Consider the following 25,967-nt stretch of genomic DNA (forward strand, 5'->3'; position numbering starts at 1 on the left):
ACAAGGAAGGAAAGAAGACAAGGGGGAAAAACCGTACAGAATTCGGTTCGGTCAAACACACTTCTAACTTCTAAAAGCCGAAACGCCCTATTTTTCGTTAAAACTCTTCCTTGTCTACGGTCGCTGAGCGAAGTCGAAGTGATGGTCCACTTGTCCTCCAAGTCTTACCTGAACCCCAACCTTAAAAAACCTACCCTTGTGAGGAGAAGGGGTTAGGGGATGAGGGGGAAATGATAAAAAAGTGCGGGTACACAGCCCTAAAACCGGGCGCACGTCTGTGCGCCCCTACGATAAAATAATGATTCAATTTCGCCGATATAACATCCCCGGTAACTGCGACACTAACCCCTCTAATTCCAACTGCAATAAAACCCCGGAAACCTCCGCCACTGTCATCCCAGTTTCCTGAACAATTACATCTAAGGGTGTTGGTTCAATCCCCAAAACCTGAAAAACCTTTGCCAACTCTGGCGCCAACTCTGGCGTCGCTTTAACCGGTTCTGGCTCAAATAAAGACAACTGTTTCCCAGTATCTAATTCCGGTATCGCCCCCAACATCTCTAACAAATGCCCCTCACTCAAAATCACACTTGCCCCCCGATTCAATAATCCCAAACATCCCACCGCATTGGGATTATCTAACGAACCCGGTAACGCATATACATCCCGACAAAACTCATTGGCTTGATACGCCGTAATCAACGCCCCGGATTTTGTTGGCGCTTCCATGACTAAAACTGCCCTACTTAACCCCGCAATAATTCGATTGCGTTGGGGAAAGTGGGGACGATTGGGCTTAGTTCCTGCCGGATATTCACTTAATACTAATCCCTGATCTAAAATCGCCTCGTACAGGAGTTTATTTCTAGGCGGATAAATCACATCAATTCCTGTGCCAAAAACGGCTACCGTTCTCCCACCCACCTCTAAACATCCCTTGTGGGCTTCGGTATCAATCCCGGCTGCCATTCCAGATACTACAGTAAAGCCTTTTTTGGCCAGGGCTGCACTAATTTTCTTTGTCCAACGCTTGCCATAATCGGTTGGTTCGCGAGTTCCGACGATCGCAACCATCGGCTTCATCCCCTGATTTTCCTGCTGGTCAACCTGTCCGCGATAGTACAATACCGGAGGCGGACTGGGAATCTCTAGTAATAAGCGGGGGTAGTCGGGATCAGCAGGTGTCCAGAAACAGGGATTTTTGATACAGTGTTGTTCTAGAAACTGTTGAGGATTGAGATGCGATCGCGTCTTCTCTACTGCTTCGATTAACCGCAGCCCAAACCCTTCTACTCTACCCAACTCCCTCGCTGGAGACGCCCAAGCCTCTGCCAAGGTGTCAAAATGCTGCTGTAGGCGTCGCAGTAACACCGATCCGACACGCGGGACTTGTGACCAAGCTAACCAATAGGCGCGATCTTTCGTCATTTGTCATTCGTCATTCGTCATTTGTCATTCGTCATTTGTCATTCGTCATTAATATTAATAGATTCGTGAATACCGTGGGCTAAAATTCCTAAAATTTTATTCACGTTGTTGAGAAAATACTCGCCTAAATCGATTTCAATCGTTTGCGCGTCTAATTTTAGAAATTTCCATATACTGCCTGTCGTAACCGTCCCGTAAATCGACTTTATTTTATTCCCTTCGCGAGAATTAAAAATTTGAGCGGCTAACATTTCCGCGACACATTGCCCTAATCCAGCATTAACATTATCCTTTTTTGCCTCAATAATTACGATAACGGGTGCGGTGACCAGTAACAGTTCTGGAGAACGGCTAATCAAAAAGTCACAAGTTCCATTCAATCCTTGGGCAGGATCGACGTTAAACTCTACACCAGAAAACAGACTTATCTGTTGCTGTAACTGTTTTCTTAGTTCAATCAGGATGGGAGCAATAATCATCTCAGATCTTGATTTATCAGTATTGCTAGCTAGTGCTAACGGCACGTTATAATCTAGGGTTTCTATTAGATAATTACTGCATTCTATTTCAGGTGTAGATGAAAACATTTTGACTTGATCAGAAATAGTCAATTCAAATGTTTTCACGACTTTGTCTAGGCTAAAGTCACTGTATGCCATATCATATCAAGGTTTGATGGGGTTGAGACAACTACTAGGCAACATTTAAATGATATCGCTCGTTCAAGTAGGTTGGTGGAAATAAACTCAACTATCCTACAGTTGCTGTAAATAGACCCCAAACCCTTACATAAGACGTAGCTTGCTTCTCGCGCTCTTCGAGTATGACGAATGATCACTCAATTAAGAATAAATCCCATTAACAGGTACAATGATCATCTGTCTACTCCAGTGCAGCGTAATCAACCTGAGTGAACCCTGGGCAAATCAGGTCGCCCAATCCCAAATAGGCTCAGATAGTTAGCGATCTAGCAACGGGTAACAAAGGACAGCGATCGCGATTCACTGGAACTCAACCCAAATCACAACAAGACTGGTCGTAGATGAAAATTCCTAGACGTAGTATAATCGGACTCTGCTCTGGACTCGCTCTATTAGTCGTTGCTGGCTGTTCCAGTCCTAACCAACAAGCCGATACTGATGGTGCAGCCGATAACACAGCCGATGCGGGAGAAATTAACCTCTACTCTGCCCGTCATTATGACACCGATGATGCCCTCTACGAGAACTTCACCGAGGAAACGGGGATCGAGGTAAACCTGATTGAAGGAGACGCCGATGAGTTGATTGAACGGATCAAGAGTGAAGGCGAAAACAGTCCAGCAGATGTATTAATTACCGTTGACGTGGGACGCCTGTGGCGGGCGCAAGCGGAAGGCTTGTTGCAACCCGTTTCCTCAGAAACCTTAGAATCAGCCGTTCCCGCCAATCTCCGTGATCCCCAAGGAGAATGGTTTGGATTATCCAAACGGGCGCGAATCATTGTCTATAACCAAGAGAACGTTCAGCCAGAGGAACTCTCCACTTATGAAGCCTTAGCCGAACCCGAATGGAAAGGACGAGTTTGCATCCGCAGTTCCGAAAATATCTACAACCAATCCTTAGTCGCCTCTAAAATTGAAAGCAAAGGAGAACAAGAGACAGAAACCTGGGTAAAAGGCTTAGTCGATAACTTTGCCCGTCCCCCTGAGGGAAATGACACCGCGCAAATTAAAGCCGTAGCCGCCGGTCAATGTGATGTCGCGATCGTTAACCATTATTATGTAGCCCGTCTCAAACAGTCCGATGCGACAGAAGATCAAGACGTAGCTGAAAAAGTTGGCGTGTTCTTCCCCAATCAAAGCGCCGATGGGACTCATATCAACATCAGTGGCGGCGGTGTCGTTACCAATGCACCGAACCAAGAGAATGCGGTCAAATTTTTAGAGTACCTGGTGACGCCAGAAGCCCAAGAAATCTTTGCCAATCAAGGGAATGAGTATCCTGTCGTGACAGAGATGGAACCCAATTCCGTTGTGGCTGACTTTGGCGACTTTAAGGAATCGGAGTTAGATGTCGTCAGTTATGGAGAAAAGAACCCAGAAGCCGTGAAATTAATGGATCGGGCAGGTTGGAAATAATCCTGATGCTCCCAGTCGGGATTGTAGGATAATTTTAATGGGTAGGGGCGGGTTTGACGATTATCGTTGTTCGCCTACCCGGATATGACTAAACCCGCCCTCATCTGTTCTAAGTCGTCAGACACAATTAAAGTAGGGTGGGCATTGCCCACCACCCTTAAGTCGGTGACATTCAACCAAAAGGCATATAACCTCAGATACTCACACAGGTAAACTAAAAAGTAATCAACAGGTTAGTCATTAACTACCAAAACCGAGCGTGTCATCAGTGTAACCAACATCTGACACCCCACCCTAATCTCTCTAATAAATCCGTGAAATCAGTGTTATGGCAGATTCAATTATGGAAAACCGCGACTACACCCTAATCATCGATAAAAGTGGCAGCATGTCAACACCTGACCAACCCGGTGGACAAACCCGTTGGTATACCGCCCAAGAATCAACTCTCGCCCTCGCCCGAAAATGTGAACAGTTTGACCCCGATGGTATCACCATTTACCTCTTTTCCAGTCGGTTTAAACGCTACGATAACGTTACCTCAGACAAAGTAGGGCAAATCTTCCAAGAAAATGACCCCATGGGGCGGACTGACTTGGCTAGTGTACTTCAGGATGCACTCAATAACTACTTTCAGCGCAAATCGGCGGGACAAACCAAACCCCAAGGGGAAACCATTTTAGTCATCACCGATGGGGAACCGGACGATCGCAAAGCGGTGATGCGAGTGATTGTGGAAGCATCGCGCCAGATGGATCTGGATGAAGAATTAGCTATTTCCCTGATTCAAGTGGGCAATGATCCCACAGCAACGCGATTTCTCAAGATTCTCGATGATGAATTGCAAGGGGCGGGTGCCAAATTCGATATCGTTGACACCGTTACTCTAGATGATATGGCAGATATGACATTACCCGAAGTCTTGCTGAATGCCATTCAGGATTAAACCTTAAGCGGGGCGGGTTTACTCAAGTTATCGGTTTGATTAATAATGTTATCAGTTAAACCTTCCATAAACTGTTCGGCATTTAAACCGTAATATCAAGAATGGGGAAATCCTTGTAGTGTGTTTAGCGAAGCCATGCCGCAGGCTTTGCATCTTGCTCACTACTTAGGGTTTGCTGAATAAGTGCTGTGGTGAGGGGGAGCTCTTGAAGCCGGGGAAGCCAATTTAGATACATGAAAGCTGATCATGCCAGATCGAGATTACACCTTAATTATTGACAAAAGCGGCAGCATGTCCACACCGGATCAACCCGGTGGAAAAAGCCGTTGGGAAACAGTTCAGGAATCTACCTTAGCTGTCGCCCGAAAATGCGAACAATTAGATGCCAATGGTATCACCATTTATCTGTTTTCCAGTCGCTTTAAACGGTATGATAATGTCACCTCCGATAAAGTAACTCAAATCTTTCAAGAAAATGACCCGATGGGGCGTACAGACTTAGCCTCTGTCCTCAAAGATGCTACGGATAACTATTTTCAGCGCAAAACTGCAGGAGTTGCCAAACCTGATGGAGAAATAATTTTGGTGGTAACAGATGGCGAACCCGACGATCGCAAGGCGGTGATGCGGGTAATTATTGAAGCATCCCGTCAAATGGATCGGGATGAAGAATTGGGGATTTCATTGATGCAAGTCGGGAATGATCCCACAGCGAAGCGATTTCTCCAGATTCTGGATGATGAACTACAAGGGGCAGGTGCTAAATTTGATATTGCTGACACCATTACCCTAGATGACATGGCGGAGATGACGTTAGCGGAAGTCTTAGTGAATGCGATTCAGGATTAAACCTTAAGCGGGGCGGGTTTACTCAAGTTATCGGTTTGATTAATAATGTTATCAGTTAAACCTTCCATATCAACTTAAACTACTGGACTGACACGGCTAAAATTGTGGAATAGATTTGTTTGGTAGTGAGGGCTTTAGCCCTCTCCAGCTATGCGTTAGAGCACTCTTTGTGCTTACTCCAAACAAAGCCCTATTTTAGCTGTGCCACGCCAGTAGGCGAAACTAACCCACCTTAGAGAAGCTTCTGTTGGGTTTCGGGCAAATGTGGCTTTTTTTGGGTGTCCCCTGTCTTATGAAAAAGCAAGCCAATAAATTCAGTCATCTCACCGCCAAAGACAGAGTTTATCTATCCTTTCCCGGACAGATTCTTGCCGATAGAAATCTGCTTCAGGGTAAAATTCTCGACTTTGGTTGTGGCTTTGGCAACGATGTCAAACTGCTGCGGCAAAAAGGCTTTGATATCACCGGATATGACCCTTACTATTTCCCCGAATACCCCACTATTAAATTTGATACTATCCTCTGCTTTTATGTGTTAAATGTTCTCTTTACTGAAGAACAGGCAACTGTGTTGATGAACGTTTCGCATTTATTAAAACCCGGTGGAAAAGCCTATTATGCTGTGAGGCGCGATCTGAAAAAAGAAGGATTTCGAGAACATTATATTCATAAAAAACCGACGTATCAGTGCATTGTTAAACTTCCATTCCAATCCATTCACCTAGACGAGTATTGCGAAATTTACGAATACGTCCATTATAATTATCAACGGCATTCGCCCAATAAATGCATCTTTTGTAACCCTCGCAGAAGTCTGCGAGTCTTAACCGAGTCAGCAACGGCTTATGCCATGTTTGATGGGTATCCAGCCAGTAAAGGTCATGTTCTGGTGATTCCTAAACGTCATGTCGCCAATTATTTTGACCTAGACTTTAAAGAACAATCCGCTGGCTGGTTTATGGTTAACAAAGTCCAAGAGTTTTTAACCGATCAATTTAATCCCGATGGGTTTAATGTGGGATTCAATGTGAATAGAGAGGCGGGGCAAAAGATGATGCACACGAGTATTCATATTATCCCTCGTTACCAGGGAGATGTTATCGGTAAAAAAGGTGGCATCAGATATGCGATTCCTAAACGAAAATTTTAAATTTTGTAGTAAGCGCTGTCTCTACTACCAAACCCGCTTAAGTTGAATGGTACTGACTGGCATGCTGGTGGGCAATGCCCACCCTACTGGCATGGCACACCTAATTTGATAGATTAAATTTGGCTTGTAGTAAGGGAACCTTAGCCCTAGATTTCGTTGGGTTAAGCGAAGTCGAAACCCAACCTACTGGCGTGGCACACCTTATTTGATGAATTAGAATTACGCCCGGAGACGCAGGGGCGCTTTCGACTTGCGCCCGATTCAATGGTCAAATCTAATCCACAATTTTAGCTGTGTCAGTCCACTACTGGCTTGACCCAGCTAATTTGGTGCAATAGATTGGGTTCGTAGTGAGGGCTTCAGCCCTCTCCAGATAGGCGGAGAGAGAACTAAAGTTCTCACTACAAACAAAGTCCTATTTTAGCTGTGTCAGTCCACTACTGGCTTGACCCAGCTAATTTGGTGCAATAGATTGGGTTCGTAGTGAGGGCTTCAGCCCTCTCCAGATAGGCGAAGCGAGAACTAAAGTTCTCACTACAAACAAAGTCCTATTTTAGGTGGGTCACGCCACTACTGGCATGGCACACCTAAAATGGTGCAATAGATTTGCTTCGTAGTGAGGGCTTCAGCCCTCTCCAGCTAGGCGAAGCGAGAACTAAAGTTCTCACTACAAACAAAGTCCTATTTTAGTTGGGTCACAGCACTACACTATATCAAGAGTTTCTGCGATCCAAAACTGCTTATTGAGCGTGCCATTCAGTTTAAGTTAGTGACATTTAGGTTAGGATAGATTGAACCGCTGGAACGATCATCTACTGTTAATAAACCTTCGGCTGTCTGCCTTGGAGTCTTCTGCCTTATCTCTAGCAAAAAGGGAGCAGTTAACCCAGATTTAGTATAACTCACCTGTTTCTTGCAGCGAGTGTAACCGCCAATAAATCCCTGTTAACATTAGGGTTACCGTAAGTCAGATTATCTAACAACGTTCCGTTAAATACATCAACCTCCTGGTGAACGATCGCCAAACGTTGACGATACCCAGTCACATCTAACTGGCGAATATCGATACCATCAATCAAAATGCTACCTTGATTCGGTTCAAAATACCGAAATAAGAGTTTAACCAACGTAGATTTCCCTGAACCCGATCGCCCGACTAATGCGATCGTTTGACAGGGTTCAATCCGTAAATTAATATCCTGCAAAACGGGACGCTTGGCATCATAACTGAAACTCAAGTGCTGCAACTCAACTTTGCCCGGAAATTGATAGGATTTGGCGTTCTCAGCCGGATCTAAAACGATTCCCGCCGCATCTGTTCCTCCGGGAAGCTGCATGAATTCATGTAATCGAACCATAGAAGCATAGCGACGGGCAAAACCTTCCGCCAGATCGTTGATGGGTTCAAGTTCAGCGTAGGCAATGCTGGACAGGGTTAAAGTGGTGATAAAATGCCCTAATGAGATATTGCCTTGCACCGTGGCAAACAGAGTTAACCCCAAAATAGAAAAGACACAGATCTGAATCACCGTTCGTTGCCAGGTGGCTAATTTCACATACCCCAAATGGATGCGATACAAGACAAATGTGAGTTCCCGGTTGAGACGCTTACGCTGTCGGTTGAGTTCGGTTGCTTCTGTAGCAAAGGCTTTGACGGTTTTGATATTGGTGATGATTTCTGAGGTGCGACTTTCCGTATTTTCTTGATGGTGATCTAATAAACCTTCCTCAATAATCAGTTCCCTAAGATTCTTAAGACTGAACCCCAAGATAAACACAAAAGAAATCAAAAATAATAGGGCAATACGCCATTCAATGAACCCGATCACCACAAAAATGCCCAATACCCGTGCCAGTTTGGGAATCAGTTGTCCGGCAATTTCCGGATACGTCCAGGTATGATTGGCAAGTCCTTTCGCGAGTCGTCCGGCAATTCGTCCGGGGTTATTTTCATCATAAAATTCTAGAGGAAGCGTGAGAATTTTACGGATAGCATTTTCTGACTGATCGCGACGGGCGCGTAAAGGGATTGCCCAGTGAAACCAGCTACCTAGCCAGGGTTGAATCGATGCCCTGACGACAGTGACGATGAAAATGATACCCACTAACACAGTCAGAGAGAAGGACTGATTGACGGGATTTTGGGTTAGGGTAGCGACTGGGGTAATTACCGTTTGCATTAGCCTATCGAGACGTGGGGGACTGGGGGAGCGATAGAACCCCGCCCTCAACGGAACGAAGGAACGAAGTGGAGTAGGGTGGGGGTGCCTTCACTCCCTCCGCCTTCACTCCCTCCGGGCAAAAAGCAGGTATTCAATATACCTGCTTTTTGCACTATCTAACTAATGGTCTATGCTAAAATGCTTGGCATAGAGTTGAGTCAACAATGCTAGTATTCGAGGCGAAATTACGAGGAACAAACGAGCAGTACGCCATCTTGGATGAGATGATTCGTACTGCTCGTTTTGTGCGTAATTCTTGTCTCCGTTACTGGATGGACAACAAAGGGGTCAACAAATATGACCTTAATAAATATTGCAGGGTACTTAGAGAGCAATTTGAATGGTGCAAGAAGCTTTCGGCTCAAGCTTGTCAGGCTAGTGCCGAAAGAGCCTGGAGCGCCATTGCTAGGTTCTTTGATAACTGCAAGAAAAAGGTTCCAGGCAAGAAAGGTTTTCCCAAGTTTCGTAAACATCAAACCCATGGATCAGTGGAGTACAAGGTTGATGGTTGGGTATTATCGGATGACCGATTAACCATTACATTCAGGGATGGCTTCAAGGCTGGAAACTTTAAAATGTGGGGGACTCGTGACTTACACTTTTACCAAAAAGAGCAAATTAAGCGAGTGCGTGTTGTTCGTCGGGCTGATGGATATTATGTTCAGTTTTCCATCAATCAAGAGCGTAACGAACATCACGAACCCACCAATCGAATGGTAGGCATAGATGTTGGTTTAAATCATTTCTACACTGACTCTGATGGCAATAAAGTAGAGAATCCCAGATTTTTGAGGAAAGCTGAAAAAGCCTTGAAAAAGGCACAAAAACGTGTTTCAAGGAGAAGTAAAGGTTCTAAGAATCGCCTCAAAGCCATCAAACAGTTGGGTAGGACGCATCTCAAGGTATCAAGGCGGCGTAAAGACTTTGCAGTCAAGACTGCAAGGGCGCTTGTCCAGTCGGCAGACTTGGTAGCCATTGTAGACGCGCCAGCGGCTTGCCGAAGGCTAGACCTAAAAGTGCGAAATATGGTCAAAAACCATCATTTAGCCAAGTCAATATCTGACGCTAGCTGGACGTTGTTTAGGCAGTGGTTAGAGTATTTTGGCAAGGTATTTGATGTACCAGTGATTGCTGTTGCGCCTCACTACACATCTCAGGACTGCTCCAATTGTGGACAGGAAGTGAAGAAAGCCTTGTCCACTCGCACTCATAAATGTCCGCATTGCGGTTACTTAGATGACCGAGATATCAACGCCGCCATCAACATTTTGATGAAGGCATTACAAGGTCTGGCACAACTACCGAGGGGCACTCGGAAAGTAACGCCTGGGGATGAGATGACCCTCTGCTTGGATGGGGAAACCCAAAAAAGTAAGGTTGCTCGACGAGCCAGGAACCCCCGTCAGCGATGATGGGAATCCCCACCTTCAACGAAGTAAGGTGGGGAGGATGTCAATATCTGGTTGCATAACAATATATTTTTTTATTTATAACGAATATTCACTAGATCCAGCAAAAACTGGATTGGTAGTGAAAATTCTCTTGTCCTAATTCCCCATCCCATCAATGGTACATCTGTAGCCGGAGAAGGTAGTGACCCAGGCGCACCTTACCCGACCAGAGTTCATAGTCAAGTTCCAAGCTTTGGGGTAAGGGGTATCCCTCTAACTTCAGCATCTGGGTATAATTTCGCAGTTGCAACGACTGATGCTTCTTCGTCGCCTTTTCATGAAGCCAATAGCGACTGATACCATAAACCCCTCGCTCCCAACGATGACGATAACTCAAATTACCATTTGCCTGCATCGTCATAATCATCCGATAGGGGGAAATTTCTAGCCACAAAAGTCGCTGGGGAGTGCGCTTGACGACATCCGTGGGGCTAGTTTGGGGGGGATGTCGGGATTCCCATTCCGGGAGTGGGGGTTCTCTCAAGAGTAAGTGAAAGCGATCGCGTTCTTTTTGATACAGCGTAGCCGCCGTTTCGATCGTGAACCAAATCGGCAGATCCGTCGATACAACCGAAAGGCAAACAGGTAAACGGTGATGTGTGAGCATGGATCTTACAAATGTAAAAGCAGACGGATAGCATACTTTCCTACAAACCCCGTGACCGCAATCCGGGACTAAAAAGCCAACTAGATACCTTCTGATTCGTCGATATGCTTATTTTAAGGTAGGTACGATAAAAGTTAACGGTGGTGTAGAGACGTAGCATGCTACGTCTCTACACCCTCCCCCAGCCCCGCCGCATCCTGTCCCTACTCAATCCCCTTTTCCGCTTTTCTGGCTCGTCTGGCTTGTTTACCAAATGCCAGAAATCCAAAAATCAGCCAAGCGACGAGAATCCCGCTAGTGAGAAACAAGATGGAAACCAGACCAAATCTAGCAATCAGACTCGGTGCAGCTGCGGTGAATAATCCACCGCCAACAATGGGTTCAAAAAATAACTGTTTGTAGGCAAAACTTTCAAAGGCACCGGAGCGATTGTCGGGATCAACCATTCGCAATAATAAAATACCTGTTGCCGTGACTCCCATCGATTGTCCCAAATCACCTAGCCCCCGTTCAAACCAGTAAGAAGGAATCACGCGAGGGGCGAGATAAAGGAAGGCAAAAATATTCCAAGTTATCCCAGCGACACTCAGCAGCAGAAAGGAACCAAAGTTTTCTCCGAGTACGGTTAGAGAAATGGTGGCTAAGGCGGTAACGACGACAATATCTAAGGCGACTCCAGCAATATTATTCATTAAAGGACGAATAATCAGCGGATGCAGTCCTAATCGTTCCATTAGCAACTGGACAATAATCCCGCCAATCAGCGCCATAGGAAATAGGGGAACATACGTCATCATTTCAAATCCGCCGATCCCCCATGTCACTGACTCGATCCAGACTAATCCTTGCAGAATCAGCCACCCGATCGCGATCGCTAATCCGACAAAGCCGAAGTTCAGCGATAGGGGATCAATTAACATATTCCGCATCAGTAGCGATCGCGCCCTGCGGATTTGCAGGGTTTCACTGTGGGTGTAATCCTCAAACCACTCGGGTTCAGCTACATTTTGTTCAACACCCTGAACATAGCCTTGGCGTCTCCCCCAATTGGCGAGTACCGTTCCGGTGACAATCCCCGACACAATCCCCACGGTAGCTAATCCGACAGCCAAGTCAGCACCATCAGGAAACCCCAACTCTTGAAACGTCCCCGCCATCCCTGCGGCTGTACCATGTCCCCCTTCAAAAGCAATTTCAATTAAAGCCGCCGCCGTCGGATCGATCCCAAAGACAGGGATAAGGATCAGTAATGTGAGTAAAATACCCACCACATATTGTCCCCACGCCAGACTTTGACCAAATACAACCTGAGGTGCAGCCTTATTCCAGATATCTCGGGGATGAGGAATGGATTCACCCAGAAATAAAGCGGCGAAGACGATATTGATGAACACCCCAGGAGACTGTGACCACACATTGCGAATGGATTCGGGGAATAAGCCATTCGCTAGGGGTGAATTTGGATCTGCGATCGCACCCAGAACCTGAGGTCCCAACAATAGCGCCACCACACCCGCGACAATGGATTCGGGAATGTAGAGTTTCTGTATCCAGCGGACTTTTTGGTGAATGAACCGCCCCACCAGAATCAGGAGTGCAACCAGGATAAAGGCGAAAAGGGCATCTTTGAGACTAAGCATGGAAAAATTATATGCTGTAATGTTTGATTTTATCCCGCCTTCAAGCCAGTCAATCGTTATAACTAGGTTCAGGAAACACTTTTTTTTTCTTGCGTATTACATTGTATTACCTTGGAGGTGCAGAATCAGGCTTATTTGAGCATTCGGCAAGGTCGGAAAGATGTATGGGCGAGAAAATTCTCGATTTGCCTGAGTCTACTAATCTGCTATACGGCAATAAAGCTATATATTTTAAAAATCATATTTTGATTTTAACAAGTCCATAAAATCAGCGGTTTAGTATGGGTATTTAGTTGAGTTTGTCAATGATCGCCACTCTTGGCAGGACTACCGGATATGGTAATATTGTCGTGAATTTTATGATTTAAAATTAACCATCTTTTCTGTAAGGTTGACCTCTCCCCCTAAAAATGAATAGCCATAAAGAAACAATTGAATGGGTTAAAACAATCCTTGACACCAGAAAAATAAGCCAGGTTGAGGAAATTGTATTAGAGCGGGCATTGTCAGGAAAATTATATCGAGAAATTGCTAAAGAAACGGGATATGATCCGGGTTACATTAAAGACATTGGCTCTCAGCTTTGGCTGGCTTTATCTAAGGAATTAAACTGTGACATTAACAAGCGAAATCTTTCGTTTATGTTAACTCAGTTTTCTCAATACAACACCGAAGTATATCAGCGAAAAACTCAACCGAATACCACGATAGCAGAACTCGAATTTCCCGGTCGTCCTCTTCCCTTTAAGTCACCCTTCTATATTGAGCGTCTCCCCATAGAAACCTTAGCCATTAACACCCTTCATCAAGCTGGGAGCCTGATGCGCCTGAAAGCGCCGCAACAGATGGGCAAAACCTCTTTAATTCATCGTCTGTTTGGCATTGCTCATCAGCAGGAAATGCAAACGGTTTTAGTCAATGTGCAACAGGCAGAGCTAGCGATGTTCAAGGATTTGAATCAATTTTTGCAATGGATTTGTTGGGTGATTAGCCAACAGTTGAACTTAGCTCCCAAATTCGACGACTATTGGTTTGAGGGAGCCGGAAGTAAAATGAGTTGCACGGTTTATATGCAAGAGTATTGCCTCAATGCGGTTGACAGGCCTCTGGTTATTGCTTTTGACAAGGTGCATACCCTGTTTGACTATCCCGATTTAGCCAGTCATTTCTTCTCGATGTTGCGTCATTGGTATGAACAAGCCCGCAGTGTAAGAAATTGGCAAAAGTTACGGTTAATTATTGCCTATTCCACCGAATTAACCTTATCCATTCAGACCAATCAATCTCCCTTTAATGTCGGACTTCCTGTCAACTTGCCCCCCTTCACCCGCCCTCAAATTAGCGAATTAGCGCAACGTTATCAACTTGAGCAAGTGGGGATAGAAACAAGTTCCACCCTAGATCCTTTACTGGATTTAGTGGGTGGTCATCCTTACCTACTCCAATTGGCGTTTTACTGGTTACGCTCAGGCTATTTATCATTAGAACAACTCTTAGCAGAAGCCCCCACGCCTAAAGGCATCTACGGGGAATATTTGGAGCAACTGTGGATTATGTTGGCACAGGATACACTGTTAGAGCAAGCCTTTTATCAAGTGTTATCGAGTTCAGAGCCGATTTCCCTAGATACTCAAATGGCTCATCGTTTAGAAGGACTGGGTTTGGTGCAACTGCAAGGACTGATGGCAAGTCTCCCCTGTGAACTTTATCGAAAATATTTTTTGACCCATTATTCAGAGTAAAAAACTTGGTGGGAATAGACTGAGCAAGATCCCCGACTTCTTCAAGAAGTCGGGGATCTGTGATAGATGGGAATAAATAAAGTCGGGCGGCGGGGATCGCCAAGCTTGTGCGGTTGCTCCTCCTTTCGGCGATCTCAAAATTATGACTGGAGCCTGCCATTCAACTTAACGGTGGGCATCGTTATACTCAAGGGAGCGAGATATCTTAACCGTCAAATTAGAAAGGTCAGATATTTTTGAGTCTAAAAAGTCAGAAAGGTCAGATTTTGACTGATAAAAGTTCAGACTTTTCTGACTTGATTTCAGGATCACTGAATTGGTAAGGTAGCTTCAGACGGTTATCCTAGTTAAGTCGCTGGCTTTTCACGGAACGTCTCAAAACCTGCGAAAGTTGGGGAGGTTTGATTCATATCTGGATGTAACCTGAAAGATAATCGTAAAATTCACCCTTACCTTGGTCTCAAGCTCCCTCGAAGCTCATGGAGGATAACCCACCCTCCCTGTTCGACTAGCGCAGCGCAAGAGCCATGCCGTGAAAAGTCAGTTTAAATCCCTAAGACATGGGTCAAAAAACCGGGTTTCTTTGGGTGAAAGGTTGATATTGCGTTGTCATCCTCACCCCTTTCCCCGGTTTCTAGGAATACTTGACCGACGCTCTAGATCAACTACCTGAGCAAGATACCCGACTTCTCCAAGAAGTCGGGTATCTGTGGTAGCTCACTGACTTGAAATGCTAAACAGATTAACCAGATGGACAAAGGTTTCGAGTCGTCTTTGTAACCTGGGAATTCGTGCGGAGATAATCGTTAACCCAATCGCAAGCATAGTCTAACGGTTGCAATTGTAAAATGTTGGCAATATTCCAAAACACCACCGCCTTATCATCTCCGGCTGAAGCCAAAACCTGTCCATCGGGACGAAACGCCAGGGTGCGAATCCCCGATGTATGACCTTTGAGGGTAGCTAATAATTTCCCGTCCATCGTCCAGAGTTTCACCGTTTCATCTATGCTAGCCGTCGCTGCTAAAGCACCATCGGGACTAAACGCCACCCCCCAAACCGCCGCCTGATGTCCCGTTAAGGTTGTGACTAATGTACCGTCTTTGCGCCAAATTTTTGCCGTTTTATCCCCACTCCCAGAAATCAGATAGTCCCCATCGGCACTAAATGCCACGCGCCACACGACTGAATCATGGTTGAGTGTGTGCAGTAATTTGCCCTCTCGACTCCAGAGTTTCACCGTACCATCATTCCCGGCGGTGGCAAACTGAGTGCCATCGGGACTGTAGCGAATATCCCAAATCGGGGCGGAGTGAGCTAACCAACGTTTAAGCTTTTTACCTTGGGTACTCCAGCGATAGATATGAGCCGAGACGGTGGCTGAGATGATTTCCTCGCCACTGGGATGCCAATCAGCCCCCATGACTACCTCATCATGATCCTGAATCGTTTGTAAAACGGTGCCATCGAGCTGGCGAATTTTGATCGTCTGATCTGTTCCCGTCGATAACAGTTGGTCTTTGGTTGGATGCAATGACAAATTCATGACCACTAAGTGTTGAGCATCCACAGATTTAATGGTTAAATCAGAGGTTGAGGTTAACAGTAAATTATCTTGATCTCCAGTCGTGACTAAGCGTTGTCCATCATGGCTGTAAATTGTCTTTAATGCTCTTCCCCCCGTTCCGTGTACGCTTTGATGGAACGGATGGTGAATCTGCCACAGCAGGACGGTATTATCTGCCCCAGTTGACGCCAGCATCTTACCATCGGGACTAAAGGCGACTCCCCAAATGGCGGATTGATGCCCTTTGAACGTGTTGAGTAGCGTACCGTGACGAGTCCACAGCGACAGGGTTTTGTCGTAGCTACCCGCCACAAAGGTTTGCCCATCGGGATTAAAATCCATATCCACAATGCCCGCACTATGATGAGTCAAGGTTTTCAGCAATGTACCATCCTTGCGCCACAGCTTAATCGTTTGATCTTGGCTACCCGTCACTAAGATTTCTCCATCGGGACTAAAGGCAACCGCATTAATTGCCGCCTGATGAGCATTGATGATCTGTTGTCGTTGTTCATCCCGATGGAAAAGGGTTATGGTACCGTCGTTTCCGCCAACGGCAATTAGATTCCCCTGGGGATTGTACTTCACCGATAATCCCCCCGATGGCGTGATCTTGAGGTGTTCGATAGGGGAACCATCGATTTGCCAAAATTCCATGATACTGGGACGTCCAACCGCCACCAAGGTTTGCCCATCGGGACTAAAGGCTAAATCCCAGATTCCCTTTAAATGGCTTTTAATCGTGCGTTTTAACCTGCCAGAGGGAGTCCACAGGTGAATGTTGCCATCATCTGCCCCCGTCGCCAGGAATTGACCATCCGGGGTAAATTTGACCACTCGCATCGTCGCCTCATGTGCCTTAAATGTCGAGAGTAGCTTTCCGTCTCGATTCCACACTTTAACCATCGTATCGACTCCCGCCGTGGCGATGGTTTGCCCATCAGGACTAATATCAACGGTGAGAACGGCTGCCTCATGTCCATCCAAACGGTTGAGCTGATGAATATTTAACACCACTCGTTCTAAAATTGCATCGGCTTGAGATTGCACGACAGGATTCACCCGTTGCCAGCCCTTGAGTTGCTGTTTGCCACGAATGGCTTGTAATAAGGCTTCAAAGGGTTGATCTGAGGCAAATAAGGCTTCAGCCGTTTGGACAATGGCTTCGGCTTCTCGCACCGATGCCCGACGATATTGATACCAAGCAAAAATCCCTAATCCAGCCGCAACCACTAAAGCACCGCTAACCCCTGCTAATAATAGGCGCTGTCGTTTCAAACTGCGTTGCTGTTCTTGGTTGCGCTGATGTTCAATGGCTAGACGGGCTTCTACTTCCTGGAGACGGGCGGCTTCCGCTTTGGCTAGGCTTGACTGGCGTTCTAAGGCTTGACTGGCGGATAGAAAACGGTAGTCTAAATCGCTGAGGCTTTGATTTTGCGCCCAGATTAGCATCTCTTGTAAGGCTTGTCCCCGTAATAACCAAGAGTCATCGCTACAGTTCGAGACAACCCAGCCGTTTAAGGCTTGGGAGTAGGGACGTAATTGATTAAATTGGGCTTGAATCCAGTCCTGATTAAAGATGGTTTTGTAAATCGGGTTTTTGACCTGTAATTTTCCGTTTCGTTTCGCCACTAATCCCGATAGTCGTAATTCTGTTTGTTCGGGACTGTCATCACTAATAATGCCGTCTTGGTCTAAAATCTGTTGATATAAGCCTAATAATCGTCCGGCGCGTTGTTCGTCATAGAGTAGGCGATTGCGAATGGTGCGAAGATGTTCGGGATTGTCTTGGGATTCCCAATGGTCAATAATCTGAGTTCTCACGATTTCTGCAATCCATTGGTCTTCTGTACCCGGAGGAAGACTCAGATTGGATTCTGTTGCCATTGTACTCAACTCAACCACCCGTTGACAGAGTTTTTGGGTTAATAAAGGTTGACCGCCACTCCAGTAGAGAATCGCGTTGAGAATTCCTTGGGGATTGGGCAAATAATCTGGGAAATATCGCAGCAGGGGATAGGCTTCTTCTAAGTGAAAATCATTTAAATCAATTGCCTGACCAATATTAAACGGGGTGCGAGTGCGATCGCGAATTAAATCCGATGGGGTAGCCACACCAAATAATGCCCAGGTTAACCGTTGATAGGTGGCGTGATTCTGGCGTAATTCGTGACAATACCGAATAAAGCCAAAGAAATCATTCACCGGAAAGGATAAGCTGAGAATCGTATCAATTTCATCGACAAAGATAAAGAGTCGGATTTCGGAGAGTTGGGCAAGTATCTCATCCATTAACAGCCCCAATTGTTGCACCATCGGCAAGGTTTCCCACTCTTGCCAGCGTTTTTTGAGGGGAATGTTACCCAAAAGCCGAAGTTCGCTGACAATTGCCAACATAATGCCCCGATACCACTGCTGATGACTCACCTGTTCACTCCCCAGTTGAGTCATGTCTAGATAGACACAGCGATAGCCTTGTTCGTGTAACTGTTGCTGGATTCTGACTCGTAAGCTGGATTTGCCCATTTGTCGGGCATTGAAGACATAGCAGAATTCTCCCTGTAATAGGGCATCATAGAGGAGGCGATCGGCTCGACGCGAAATATAGGTGGCGTCATCTACAGTGAGACTCCCCCCCACCTGATAGAGATTATGGCTCATATTCATGGATTGAGACATACACTAATTTTAGCTTTTTATGGAGGTTTGGGGGAGTAGGAGAAGTAAGAGAATGGTGCAGAAGTAGATAAACCTTGAATCAGTAGATGTTTTTAGATTTTAGAAGTCAGAAAAGTCATAGTCTTAACCGGCCAAAAACATGACTTTTCTGACTTGATTTCAGGAACACTGAAGCGGTAATGTAATTTTACACAGTTTTAGCGATCACCTTTTCTTCACTCTTCTTGATTTGATTAAATCCAGAAAACTTTTCATGAAATTCTACATTGGCACTATCGTTCCTTTTTCAGGTAAATTTGTCCCAAGTAATTGGGATGTTTGTGATGGCAGGGAATTAAGCATTTCACAAAATAAAGGTTTATTTGCCATTATCGGCAATACCTATGGGGGTGATGGCAAAACCACTTTTGCTTTGCCTAATTTACCCGTTGTTAAGAATGCAAATGGTAAAAGGAAATCCCGGTTTATTTATATTATTTGTACTCAAGGCATTTGTTCGACTAGGGATTAGTAGTTAGACATGAATAAACTACCAATAAATCCTATAGCAATCCTAAATAGGATGCAACAAGCGGACGGCTTGAAATCCAGGTATAGCAAGGGTTTCAGCTTTGAAAATTGCCACAACCTAAATATGATTGCTATATTTTTTATGGCTTTATGGGTTTTTTGCATTTATTCGCTTGTCGCCAGTAAACTTGGCTCTCCCTCAAAATTTGATAATAACTTTCTTTAGATTTGAAAACAACATCATAGTTATCGTGTAAATGCCTTTTTAATGCCGATAATTTACAGTTTTTTGGACAATTTATCCAATGAACAATTTCGGCTTTTTGTGTAGGCGTTAGATAACCCTTTGACCCCTTATATTTAAGTTTAATGCCGTCGAGTCCTCTTGCCGTGTATTGTCTTTGAAATTTAGCGACAAAACCGATAGAAACTCCTAGTTTGTTGGCTATTTCTTGGTAGCTGATTCCTAATAGTCTCAGTTTGACTGCTTCAGCTCTTTTGCATTCTCTCACATCTTGACTTTTAAAGATAAAGTCATTCAATTGATTGATTCTTTCTGTTTGAGTAACGTTACTCGTATATTGAAATTTCTGTTTGTGTTCTTCTGGAATAGAAAATTTAATCTCCATGAAAAATTGCCCGGCTAGGTGAAATTGTTCGATAGTATTTAGTAACCCCCTTTGAGCGGTTAATTTTAATTTATGCACACATTTATGTGTTTCTGTCCCAATCGGAACAGGAACATACTTTTAACCTTGATTCAAAGGGAATTAAACTGTGTTCACACAGACCCCATCCGACTACTTCATCCGAACGGGGTATTCAATACAAAGCAAGCAATTGGAAGTGACAATGTAATAGTTAGTTACCCTTTTAGTATCCAGACAACGATAGATCTAATTCTTGGTGTCGTCTGTATACTCAGCCTGAATTTTAATGCTGATAATTTTAATCCGCTATACTTCTATAAATATATCATTTTGATTTCAATGAAAAGGTCATAAAAGTAAGGGATTTATTTCCATGAAGGTCAGAAAAGTCATATTTGTCAGGAATTGTTATTGTCTTGACGATTTGGACGATTTGCCATAACATAGCTAAGTTGCTCTATATTTTTTATTTGTATAATCGCCATAGTCATTCTCGTCTCAAGTCCATAGTGTTTGGTATTCAGAAAAGCACAATAAAATCACATAAAAAAACAGTTGGATGCAAAGACTCAGCACAGGTTCATGATTATCAATGAAAATAGCCAAGATTTTTATAGACAGGCAACAATTTTGCTGATTGACGATAGGGTCGAAAATCTGAAACCGATTTCGGACTGTTTACGAAATACTGGCTATGAAGTGCGAATCGCTAAGAGTGGTATCCAAGGCTTGAAACTCCTAGAACAGTTGACTCCAGAGCTGATAGTACTGGATGTCATAATGCCAGAAATGGATGGATTTGAAACCTGCCGTCATCTCAAAACCTGGGAGAAAACCAAAGATATCCCGGTCATTCTAAGTTAACAAACACTTTTTAAACGGAAGTTTAATGATCATCTCAGTTCCGACATTTGGTTGAGACACACACTCCAACTCACCGCCATGTTGCTTCACCACGATTTGATGGGCAATGGATAGCCCTAATCCTCTGCCTTGACCGACAGGTTTTGTGGTAAAAAATGGATCAAATATTCGAGTTTTTACACTGTCAGATATACCAATTCCATTATCGATAATACGAACAAGGACTTGATAGTTGTTTTGTAAAGTAGTTTTAATTTTAATAGTTGGTATAGTTTGAGGTAAATAATCGTTTACTGTCTCTTTCTCTTGATTCCTTTCTAAAGCATCAATAGCATTATTAATAATATGGATAAAAACCTGATTCAGTTGTCCTGGATAGCATTCAAATGGGGGAAGTTCGCAGTATTCTTTGATGATTTGAATCCACGGCTGTCCGGCGGAAGTGGATAAGCGATGTTGTACTAGAAAAAGAGCGCTTTCTATTCCTTCATGAATATCGACTGGTTTTCGTTCAGCTTCATCGAGCCGGGAAAACTTACGCAATGATAACACCAGTTCTCGCAAACGTTCAGTACCAATTTTCATCGAAGCCAATACTTTGGGAAAGTCTTGGCTCAAAAAGTCAAGATTAACATCGGTTATTTTGTTTTGCAGATGAGGGCTAGGATTGGGATACTCCTGTTGATAGCATTCAACTAGATCGAACAAGTCTTGGCTATAATCCTCAATATGAGATAAGTTGCCATGAATGAAGGTAACGGGATTATTAATTTCATGGGCAATTCCAGCCACCATCTGACCCAAGCTAGACATTTTTTCACTCTGAATTAATTGAGATTGAGTTTGCTTGAGATGTTGGAGGGCTTGTGAGAGTTGTTGGTTTAATTGACGCAGCCGCAATCCTGAACGAACCCTGGCTTGCAATTCACTTGGTTCAATGGGTTTTGAGAGAAAATCATCCGCCCCCGAATCTAACCCTTGGACGCGATCAGCGACTTGTTCACGTATGGTTAGTAGAATCAGAAAAATGGTTGCTAGTTGCGGATCTGCCTTGATGCGGCGGCACAGTTCTAAGCCATCGAGTTTAGGCATCATCCAATCGCAGATGATTAAGTCAGGTTTAAGCTTTTGGGTTTGTCGGAGTGCCGCTTCTCCATCATCCGCTAGCAGAACTTGATGACCTTCACTCTCTAACAACTCTTGGAGAATGATTTGTACTGTTATATCATCATCAACGGCGAGGATTTTTGCCATGGTTATTTTTATTTGTCATTCATCAGGGAACGGGGAATAGGGAATAGGGAACGGGGAACAGGGAATTCATGATGAACCATTCATGTTGCGGATGTATTCGCAAACTGTAGTCAGTTGTTGTTCTAACTCGCCAACGTTTTCTTTGATCGCGGCTAGAGAACCGGAACGTCCATGGTTTTCGACTTGGGCGGCTAATTCTGCGATCGCGTCCATGCCTAAATTGGCACTTGATCCTCTCAACCGATGGGCTTTTGCATAGATTTGTTCATAGTCTTCAGCCGCAATTCCGGTTTGGATATCCTTTAAATCGGCTTCCGCATGTTCAATAAAAGCGTGCAAGAGTCGTTCTTGAGCCGATTTTTTACCGAGGGTGACACGCTGGAGGTGTTCCCAGTTAATTGGGGAAGTGTTGAGTGTTGAGTTAATGTCTTCCTTTCCCTCTGTTATCTGCCTTTTGTCCTCTGCCTTCTCGTTTCCTTCTGCCATCTGCCTTTTGTCCCCATCATGTCTAATCTGGGTTGCCCAATACTCCAATCGTTCGCTCAACATTTCCTCATCAACAGGTTTGCTGATATAGTCATCCATACCAACTGCCGAGCATCGTTCTCGGTCTTCGGGAAACGCATGAGCGGTTAGAGCAATAATAACCGGATGATGACGACCGTAGCGCTCAATCAATTTAGTTGTAGTCGCATAGCCATCCATAACAGGCATCTGACAGTCCATGAGAATGATATCGTAGGAATTTTGCTCGACTAATTCCAGGACAACTTGACCATTGGGGGCGCAGTCGGCTTCATAACCTAACATCTGTAACTGATTGAGAATAACTTGTTGATTGATCGGATGATCTTCAGCTAAGAGGATATTCAGAGGAGTCGCAGGTTGTCTATGAGTCAAGTCTCCAGTCGTTGTATGTTGTGCTAGTTCTTCCTCCTGCTGTTCTTTAATCATTTCGGGCGCTACAGCCGCCATTAAACTATCAAATAGCCGTGAGGCTCTCACTGGCTTGAGCAAATAACTCGCCGCTCCCACAGACAGTAATTGTTCGACTTGATCCCGTTGATTCATCGGCGTCATCACCACGGCTTTGGTGTGGCTTAACACGGGATTAGAGCGAATGGTTTGAATAAGTGACCCATCCTCAATTTGGGGCAGTTGCCAATCACAGATCACCACATCATAAGGCTGGTCAAGGCTAGCGGCTTGCCGCAGGGCATCTAAGGCAAGTTCTGCGGTGTTGGCTTCATCAATTCCAATTCCCCAGGTATTAACTAAGTAACGCACAGATTGGCGGGTGGTGCGACTTTCGGAAACGACCAACAGTTTCAGATGGGTGAGGGCAAAGGGAGTGCTGGGGGATTCAGCGTTGGTTTGGGTGTCAAATTTTGCCGTAAACCAGAACGTGGAACCTTTACCCACCTGACTTTCTACACCGATTTGACCGCCCATCAAATCTACCAACTGTTTGCAGATAGCTAGTCCTAAGCCTGTGCCACCATATTGACGAGTGGTGGAGTTATCGACTTGGGAAAAGGATTGGAAAAGTTTTTCTTGCCCTTCTGGGGAAATGCCCACTCCCGTATCGGACACGGCAAAGTGGAGGGTGGCATTTTTGGAGGTGGCGGTTTCTAAAGTGACATGGATAACCACTTCCCCTTGGGGTGTAAATTTGAGGGCATTATTTGCCAGATTTAACAAGATCTGTCGTAGTCTAGCCGGATCACCTTTGAGTTGTCGGGGGACTTGGCGGTCAACTAAGGTTGCCAATTCTAGGTTCTTTGCTTCGGCTTGAGTAGCTAACACATCAAGAACAGATTCGATACAGCCATCCAGGTCAAACTCAATAGTTTCGAGTTCCATTTCTCCCGCTTCTAGTTTAGAGAAATCCAGGATATCGTTGATGATTGTCAGTAAATGGTCAGCACTACGGCGAATAGTTTGGGCATAGTCTCGCTGTCGGGACGTGAGTTGAGTCTGTAATAGGAGTCCCACCATGCCCAAGACGCCATTCATCGGCGTGCGAATTTCATGACTCATGTTCGCCAGAAACTTGGACTTGAACCGTGCGGCTTCCAGTGCTGCTTCTCTGGCTTCGACTAACTCGTTAATCTGGTCGGTGGCAATGACAATCCCACCCACTTGACCATTGGGAGTATACCAGGGGTTAATTGCCCAGCGCATGTAAACGATAGAACCATCGCTACGTTCCCAGACATCTTCTGGGTTGGTGATCACTTGCCCGGTGAGTGCCCGTTGATGAATCTGTTTCCACTGTTCCGGTACATCTGGGATGACGTCGTAATGGCAGCGACCAATGATGGATTCTCCCTCTAGCCCTTGCACCGTGAGCCATTTTTGGGAATGAGCCATATAGCGCATTTCGTTATCAAACATTGCCATTGCCATCGGCGCACTGGTAATGACTTGTTGCAGTTGTCGGCGTTCTCGCTCTAATGAGTCTAAGGTATTGTCGAGGAGTTGAATTTGATCTTGGGTTTTAGTGTAGAGATGGGATTGGGTGCAAGCACTGGCAATTTGTTTAGAAATTGCTTCTAAGAGTTCGATGTCGCTGGGACTCCACGACCAACTGGTGGTGTGGATACAGATTAAATAGCCCAATGGTCCGGTTTGAGGACGGATGGGAATCGCTGAATAGTGACCATTTTCCAGGATATAGGTTTCCTCTGAAGAGGTAGCAGGATGAGACGAGAAAGGGTTATCTGGGATGTTTTCTAAACCAGCATCATCCGATTGACCATTGATCATGGATACTTTGAAATCAACGGTCTCACCCTTGCGTAACTGAGTCTCTAAGTTACCGGACGTCGCTATCTTTAACTGTCTACATTCGCTCGATAAACCCTCCTCCGTGTACATATAGGCAATTCTCAATGTCTCTTTGTCGAGCAACCACCCGAAAATGACTCGTTCTAACCCCAGCAGTGATGTCAGTTCTTCTAAGGTAGCGGGTAAGGTGCGATCCAGGTCGAGTGAGGAATGAATGCGATTGGTCAAGCGGTTGAGCAGTGCTTCTTTGGCGGCTTTAGCCCGTGTCATTTCAAAGAGTTTCACCTGTCGCCAGACGAAAAATATGGCAATGACCAAGAGGGCGACTAGGACTATAGCCAGCAAGTTGAGTGACCAGATCGGACTTTCTATTCTCTCATCGTTGATGACTAAGGCAATCGACCAGTTTGCTTCTTCTAGGTGGACATACGCCACATAAACGGATTCCCCAAAGAGGTTTGCCTGTTGGATTCCCTGTTCTTGGTTCACCATCTTGCCCGCGATCGCAGCTAGATCGGGTTCAGTTGACTCAAGTAAACTGGAAGTGGGATTTTCTGGCGTTCCCATTTTTTGGTCAGGATAAACAATTGGCACTCCTTTAGAATTGAGGGCAAAGGCGTAGCTGTCCTTGCCATAAGATATCTTTTCGACGACTTCTGCAACGCGCTCCATCTCGATCGCACCAACCGTTGTCCCAATGGGTCGGGGGGGCTGAGGGGGCATTGCCTGAATCGGGGCGGCAATGATAATAATCGGTAATTCGGTCGCCCGACTAATTAGGGGATCAGAGACGTAGACTTGTCCCGCCATCGCCTGTTGGAAATGTGGGCGATCTTGAACATTCCCCTCACCTTCATTGCTGCTTTGAAATGTCCCATCCGCCCTGATTAGGGAAAACGAGGTAAAATCCCGGCTGCGTTGGACTTCCCGTTGTAAGTAAGGTTTAATCTGCGACCAGTCCATCGATCGCAGAATTGGGGTACTGGCTATCGTTTCGACTTCCGCCTTGCGCGTGGCTAGCCAGCGATCGATTTCACTGGCTTCAGCTTGCACTGAATTGAGCGCGTTTTGTTTGATGTTTTCTAAGATTAGCTGGCGCACTCCAAAATAGCTGACTGTGGCGACAGCGCCAATCGCCACAGTGGTTAAACCCACTACCACCCAAACTAGAAAATGACGGGGACGCCAAGACTTATGAGGCTGTGCCAACGGTTGCTGGTCATTTTCTGGGGGATTCGTTTCTAGAAAGGGTGGCTTGTTCATCATTGGTCAAACATCAAAAGTCTTGACTGGGTTTAGCTTGGGGGAAGGGTTGGTCAATTTACACCTTGCTCAAGGAGGTGTTTTCATCATCAGCATTTGACCAGGCTGGGATTTGCTCGATGCTCCTTACACTTACCTTTTTTCCTTGTATCACATCTACGAAACAGGTTTAATCCTAGCCCCCGGAAGCGCTCAAGCGCTTACTACGAACCAGGTTTAATCCTAGCTCCCGGAAG

Annotated in this window: 16 protein-coding genes and 1 pseudogene; 8 read left to right on the forward strand and 9 right to left on the reverse strand. The window is 45.2% G+C overall.

The window, feature by feature from the left end; translation table 11 throughout:
- Nucleotides 1–303 precede the first annotated feature (303 nt).
- Both dprA and ACLFWI_RS05465 read right to left on the reverse strand, forming a co-directional pair.
- Entirely contained in the window at nucleotides 304–1,428 is a 1,125-nt protein-coding gene (dprA, locus tag ACLFWI_RS05460; RefSeq protein ID WP_446412085.1) for a DNA-processing protein DprA, read from the reverse strand.
- Nucleotides 1,429–1,466: 38 nt separating this feature from the next.
- The gene (locus tag ACLFWI_RS05465) at nucleotides 1,467–2,087 is read right to left on the reverse strand and encodes a hypothetical protein (RefSeq protein WP_446412086.1); all 621 of its coding nucleotides are present in this window, start codon (nucleotides 2,085–2,087) and stop codon (nucleotides 1,467–1,469) included.
- Nucleotides 2,088–2,470: 383 nt separating this feature from the next.
- On the opposite strand from ACLFWI_RS05465, the gene ACLFWI_RS05470 reads away from it, so the two are divergent.
- From ACLFWI_RS05470 to ACLFWI_RS05485, 4 genes are all read left to right on the forward strand, one after another.
- The gene (locus ACLFWI_RS05470) at nucleotides 2,471–3,547 is read left to right on the forward strand and encodes a Fe(3+) ABC transporter substrate-binding protein (protein ID WP_446412087.1); all 1,077 of its coding nucleotides are present in this window, start codon (nucleotides 2,471–2,473) and stop codon (nucleotides 3,545–3,547) included.
- A 340-nt stretch (nucleotides 3,548–3,887) separates the two neighbouring features.
- Nucleotides 3,888–4,493 (forward strand): vWA domain-containing protein, encoded by a 606-nt coding sequence (locus ACLFWI_RS05475; protein WP_446412099.1) that lies wholly within the window; start codon nucleotides 3,888–3,890, stop codon nucleotides 4,491–4,493.
- Nucleotides 4,494–4,739: 246 nt separating this feature from the next.
- A complete protein-coding gene (locus ACLFWI_RS05480) occupies nucleotides 4,740–5,342 on the forward strand; it encodes a vWA domain-containing protein (protein ID WP_446412088.1) in 603 nt (200 codons plus the stop codon).
- Between the two features lie 292 nt (nucleotides 5,343–5,634).
- Nucleotides 5,635–6,492: a bifunctional class I SAM-dependent methyltransferase/HIT family protein gene (locus ACLFWI_RS05485; RefSeq protein WP_446412089.1), complete on the forward strand. Its 858-nt coding sequence runs from the start codon at nucleotides 5,635–5,637 to the stop codon at nucleotides 6,490–6,492.
- 944 nt (nucleotides 6,493–7,436) lie between these two features.
- On the opposite strand, the pseudogene ACLFWI_RS05490 reads toward ACLFWI_RS05485, so the two are convergent.
- A pseudogene (locus tag ACLFWI_RS05490) lies at nucleotides 7,437–8,645 on the reverse strand (ABC transporter transmembrane domain-containing protein); the annotation flags it as partial.
- Nucleotides 8,646–8,878: 233 nt separating this feature from the next.
- Here ACLFWI_RS05490 and ACLFWI_RS05495 point away from each other — a divergent pair.
- Nucleotides 8,879–10,126 carry an RNA-guided endonuclease InsQ/TnpB family protein gene (locus ACLFWI_RS05495; protein WP_446412090.1) on the forward strand — a complete coding sequence of 416 codons (1,248 nt, stop codon included), beginning with the start codon at nucleotides 8,879–8,881 and terminating at the stop codon, nucleotides 10,124–10,126.
- Nucleotides 10,127–10,277: 151 nt separating this feature from the next.
- On the opposite strand, the gene ACLFWI_RS05500 is transcribed toward ACLFWI_RS05495, so the two are convergent.
- A complete protein-coding gene (locus ACLFWI_RS05500) occupies nucleotides 10,278–10,772 on the reverse strand; it encodes a hypothetical protein (protein WP_446412091.1) in 495 nt (164 codons plus the stop codon).
- 203 nt (nucleotides 10,773–10,975) lie between these two features.
- Nucleotides 10,976–12,412 carry a sodium/glutamate symporter gene (locus ACLFWI_RS05505; RefSeq protein ID WP_446412092.1) on the reverse strand — a complete coding sequence of 479 codons (1,437 nt, stop codon included), beginning with the start codon at nucleotides 12,410–12,412 and terminating at the stop codon, nucleotides 10,976–10,978.
- A gap of 410 nt (nucleotides 12,413–12,822) precedes the next feature.
- On the opposite strand from ACLFWI_RS05505, the gene ACLFWI_RS05510 reads away from it, so the two are divergent.
- Nucleotides 12,823–14,154 (forward strand): AAA-like domain-containing protein, encoded by a 1,332-nt coding sequence (locus ACLFWI_RS05510; protein WP_446412093.1) that lies wholly within the window; start codon nucleotides 12,823–12,825, stop codon nucleotides 14,152–14,154.
- Between the two features lie 742 nt (nucleotides 14,155–14,896).
- Here ACLFWI_RS05510 and ACLFWI_RS05515 read toward each other — a convergent pair.
- Nucleotides 14,897–18,400 (reverse strand): WD40 domain-containing protein, encoded by a 3,504-nt coding sequence (locus tag ACLFWI_RS05515; protein ID WP_446412094.1) that lies wholly within the window; start codon nucleotides 18,398–18,400, stop codon nucleotides 14,897–14,899.
- Between the two features lie 253 nt (nucleotides 18,401–18,653).
- Between ACLFWI_RS05515 and ACLFWI_RS05520 the strand changes: the two genes are divergently transcribed.
- Nucleotides 18,654–18,911 (forward strand): phage tail protein, encoded by a 258-nt coding sequence (locus tag ACLFWI_RS05520; protein ID WP_446408373.1) that lies wholly within the window; start codon nucleotides 18,654–18,656, stop codon nucleotides 18,909–18,911.
- A 139-nt stretch (nucleotides 18,912–19,050) separates the two neighbouring features.
- Here ACLFWI_RS05520 and ACLFWI_RS05525 read toward each other — a convergent pair whose 3' ends face one another.
- The gene (locus ACLFWI_RS05525) at nucleotides 19,051–19,617 is read right to left on the reverse strand and encodes a helix-turn-helix domain-containing protein (RefSeq protein ID WP_446412095.1); all 567 of its coding nucleotides are present in this window, start codon (nucleotides 19,615–19,617) and stop codon (nucleotides 19,051–19,053) included.
- 525 nt (nucleotides 19,618–20,142) lie between these two features.
- Here ACLFWI_RS05525 and ACLFWI_RS05530 point away from each other — a divergent pair.
- Nucleotides 20,143–20,424 carry a response regulator gene (locus ACLFWI_RS05530; RefSeq protein ID WP_446412096.1) on the forward strand — a complete coding sequence of 94 codons (282 nt, stop codon included), beginning with the start codon at nucleotides 20,143–20,145 and terminating at the stop codon, nucleotides 20,422–20,424.
- On the opposite strand, the gene ACLFWI_RS05535 is transcribed toward ACLFWI_RS05530, so the two are convergent.
- The gene (locus ACLFWI_RS05535; RefSeq protein ID WP_446412097.1) at nucleotides 20,416–21,678 is read right to left on the reverse strand and encodes a sensor histidine kinase; all 1,263 of its coding nucleotides are present in this window, start codon (nucleotides 21,676–21,678) and stop codon (nucleotides 20,416–20,418) included. The genes ACLFWI_RS05530 and ACLFWI_RS05535 overlap by 9 nt on opposite strands.
- A 66-nt stretch (nucleotides 21,679–21,744) precedes the next feature.
- The gene (locus tag ACLFWI_RS05540; protein WP_446412098.1) at nucleotides 21,745–25,734 is read right to left on the reverse strand and encodes a response regulator; all 3,990 of its coding nucleotides are present in this window, start codon (nucleotides 25,732–25,734) and stop codon (nucleotides 21,745–21,747) included.
- Between the last annotated feature and the right edge of the window lie 233 nt (nucleotides 25,735–25,967).

Source organism: Coleofasciculus sp., from assembly GCF_046539235.1.
GTDB lineage: Bacteria > Cyanobacteriota > Cyanobacteriia > Cyanobacteriales > Coleofasciculaceae > Coleofasciculus.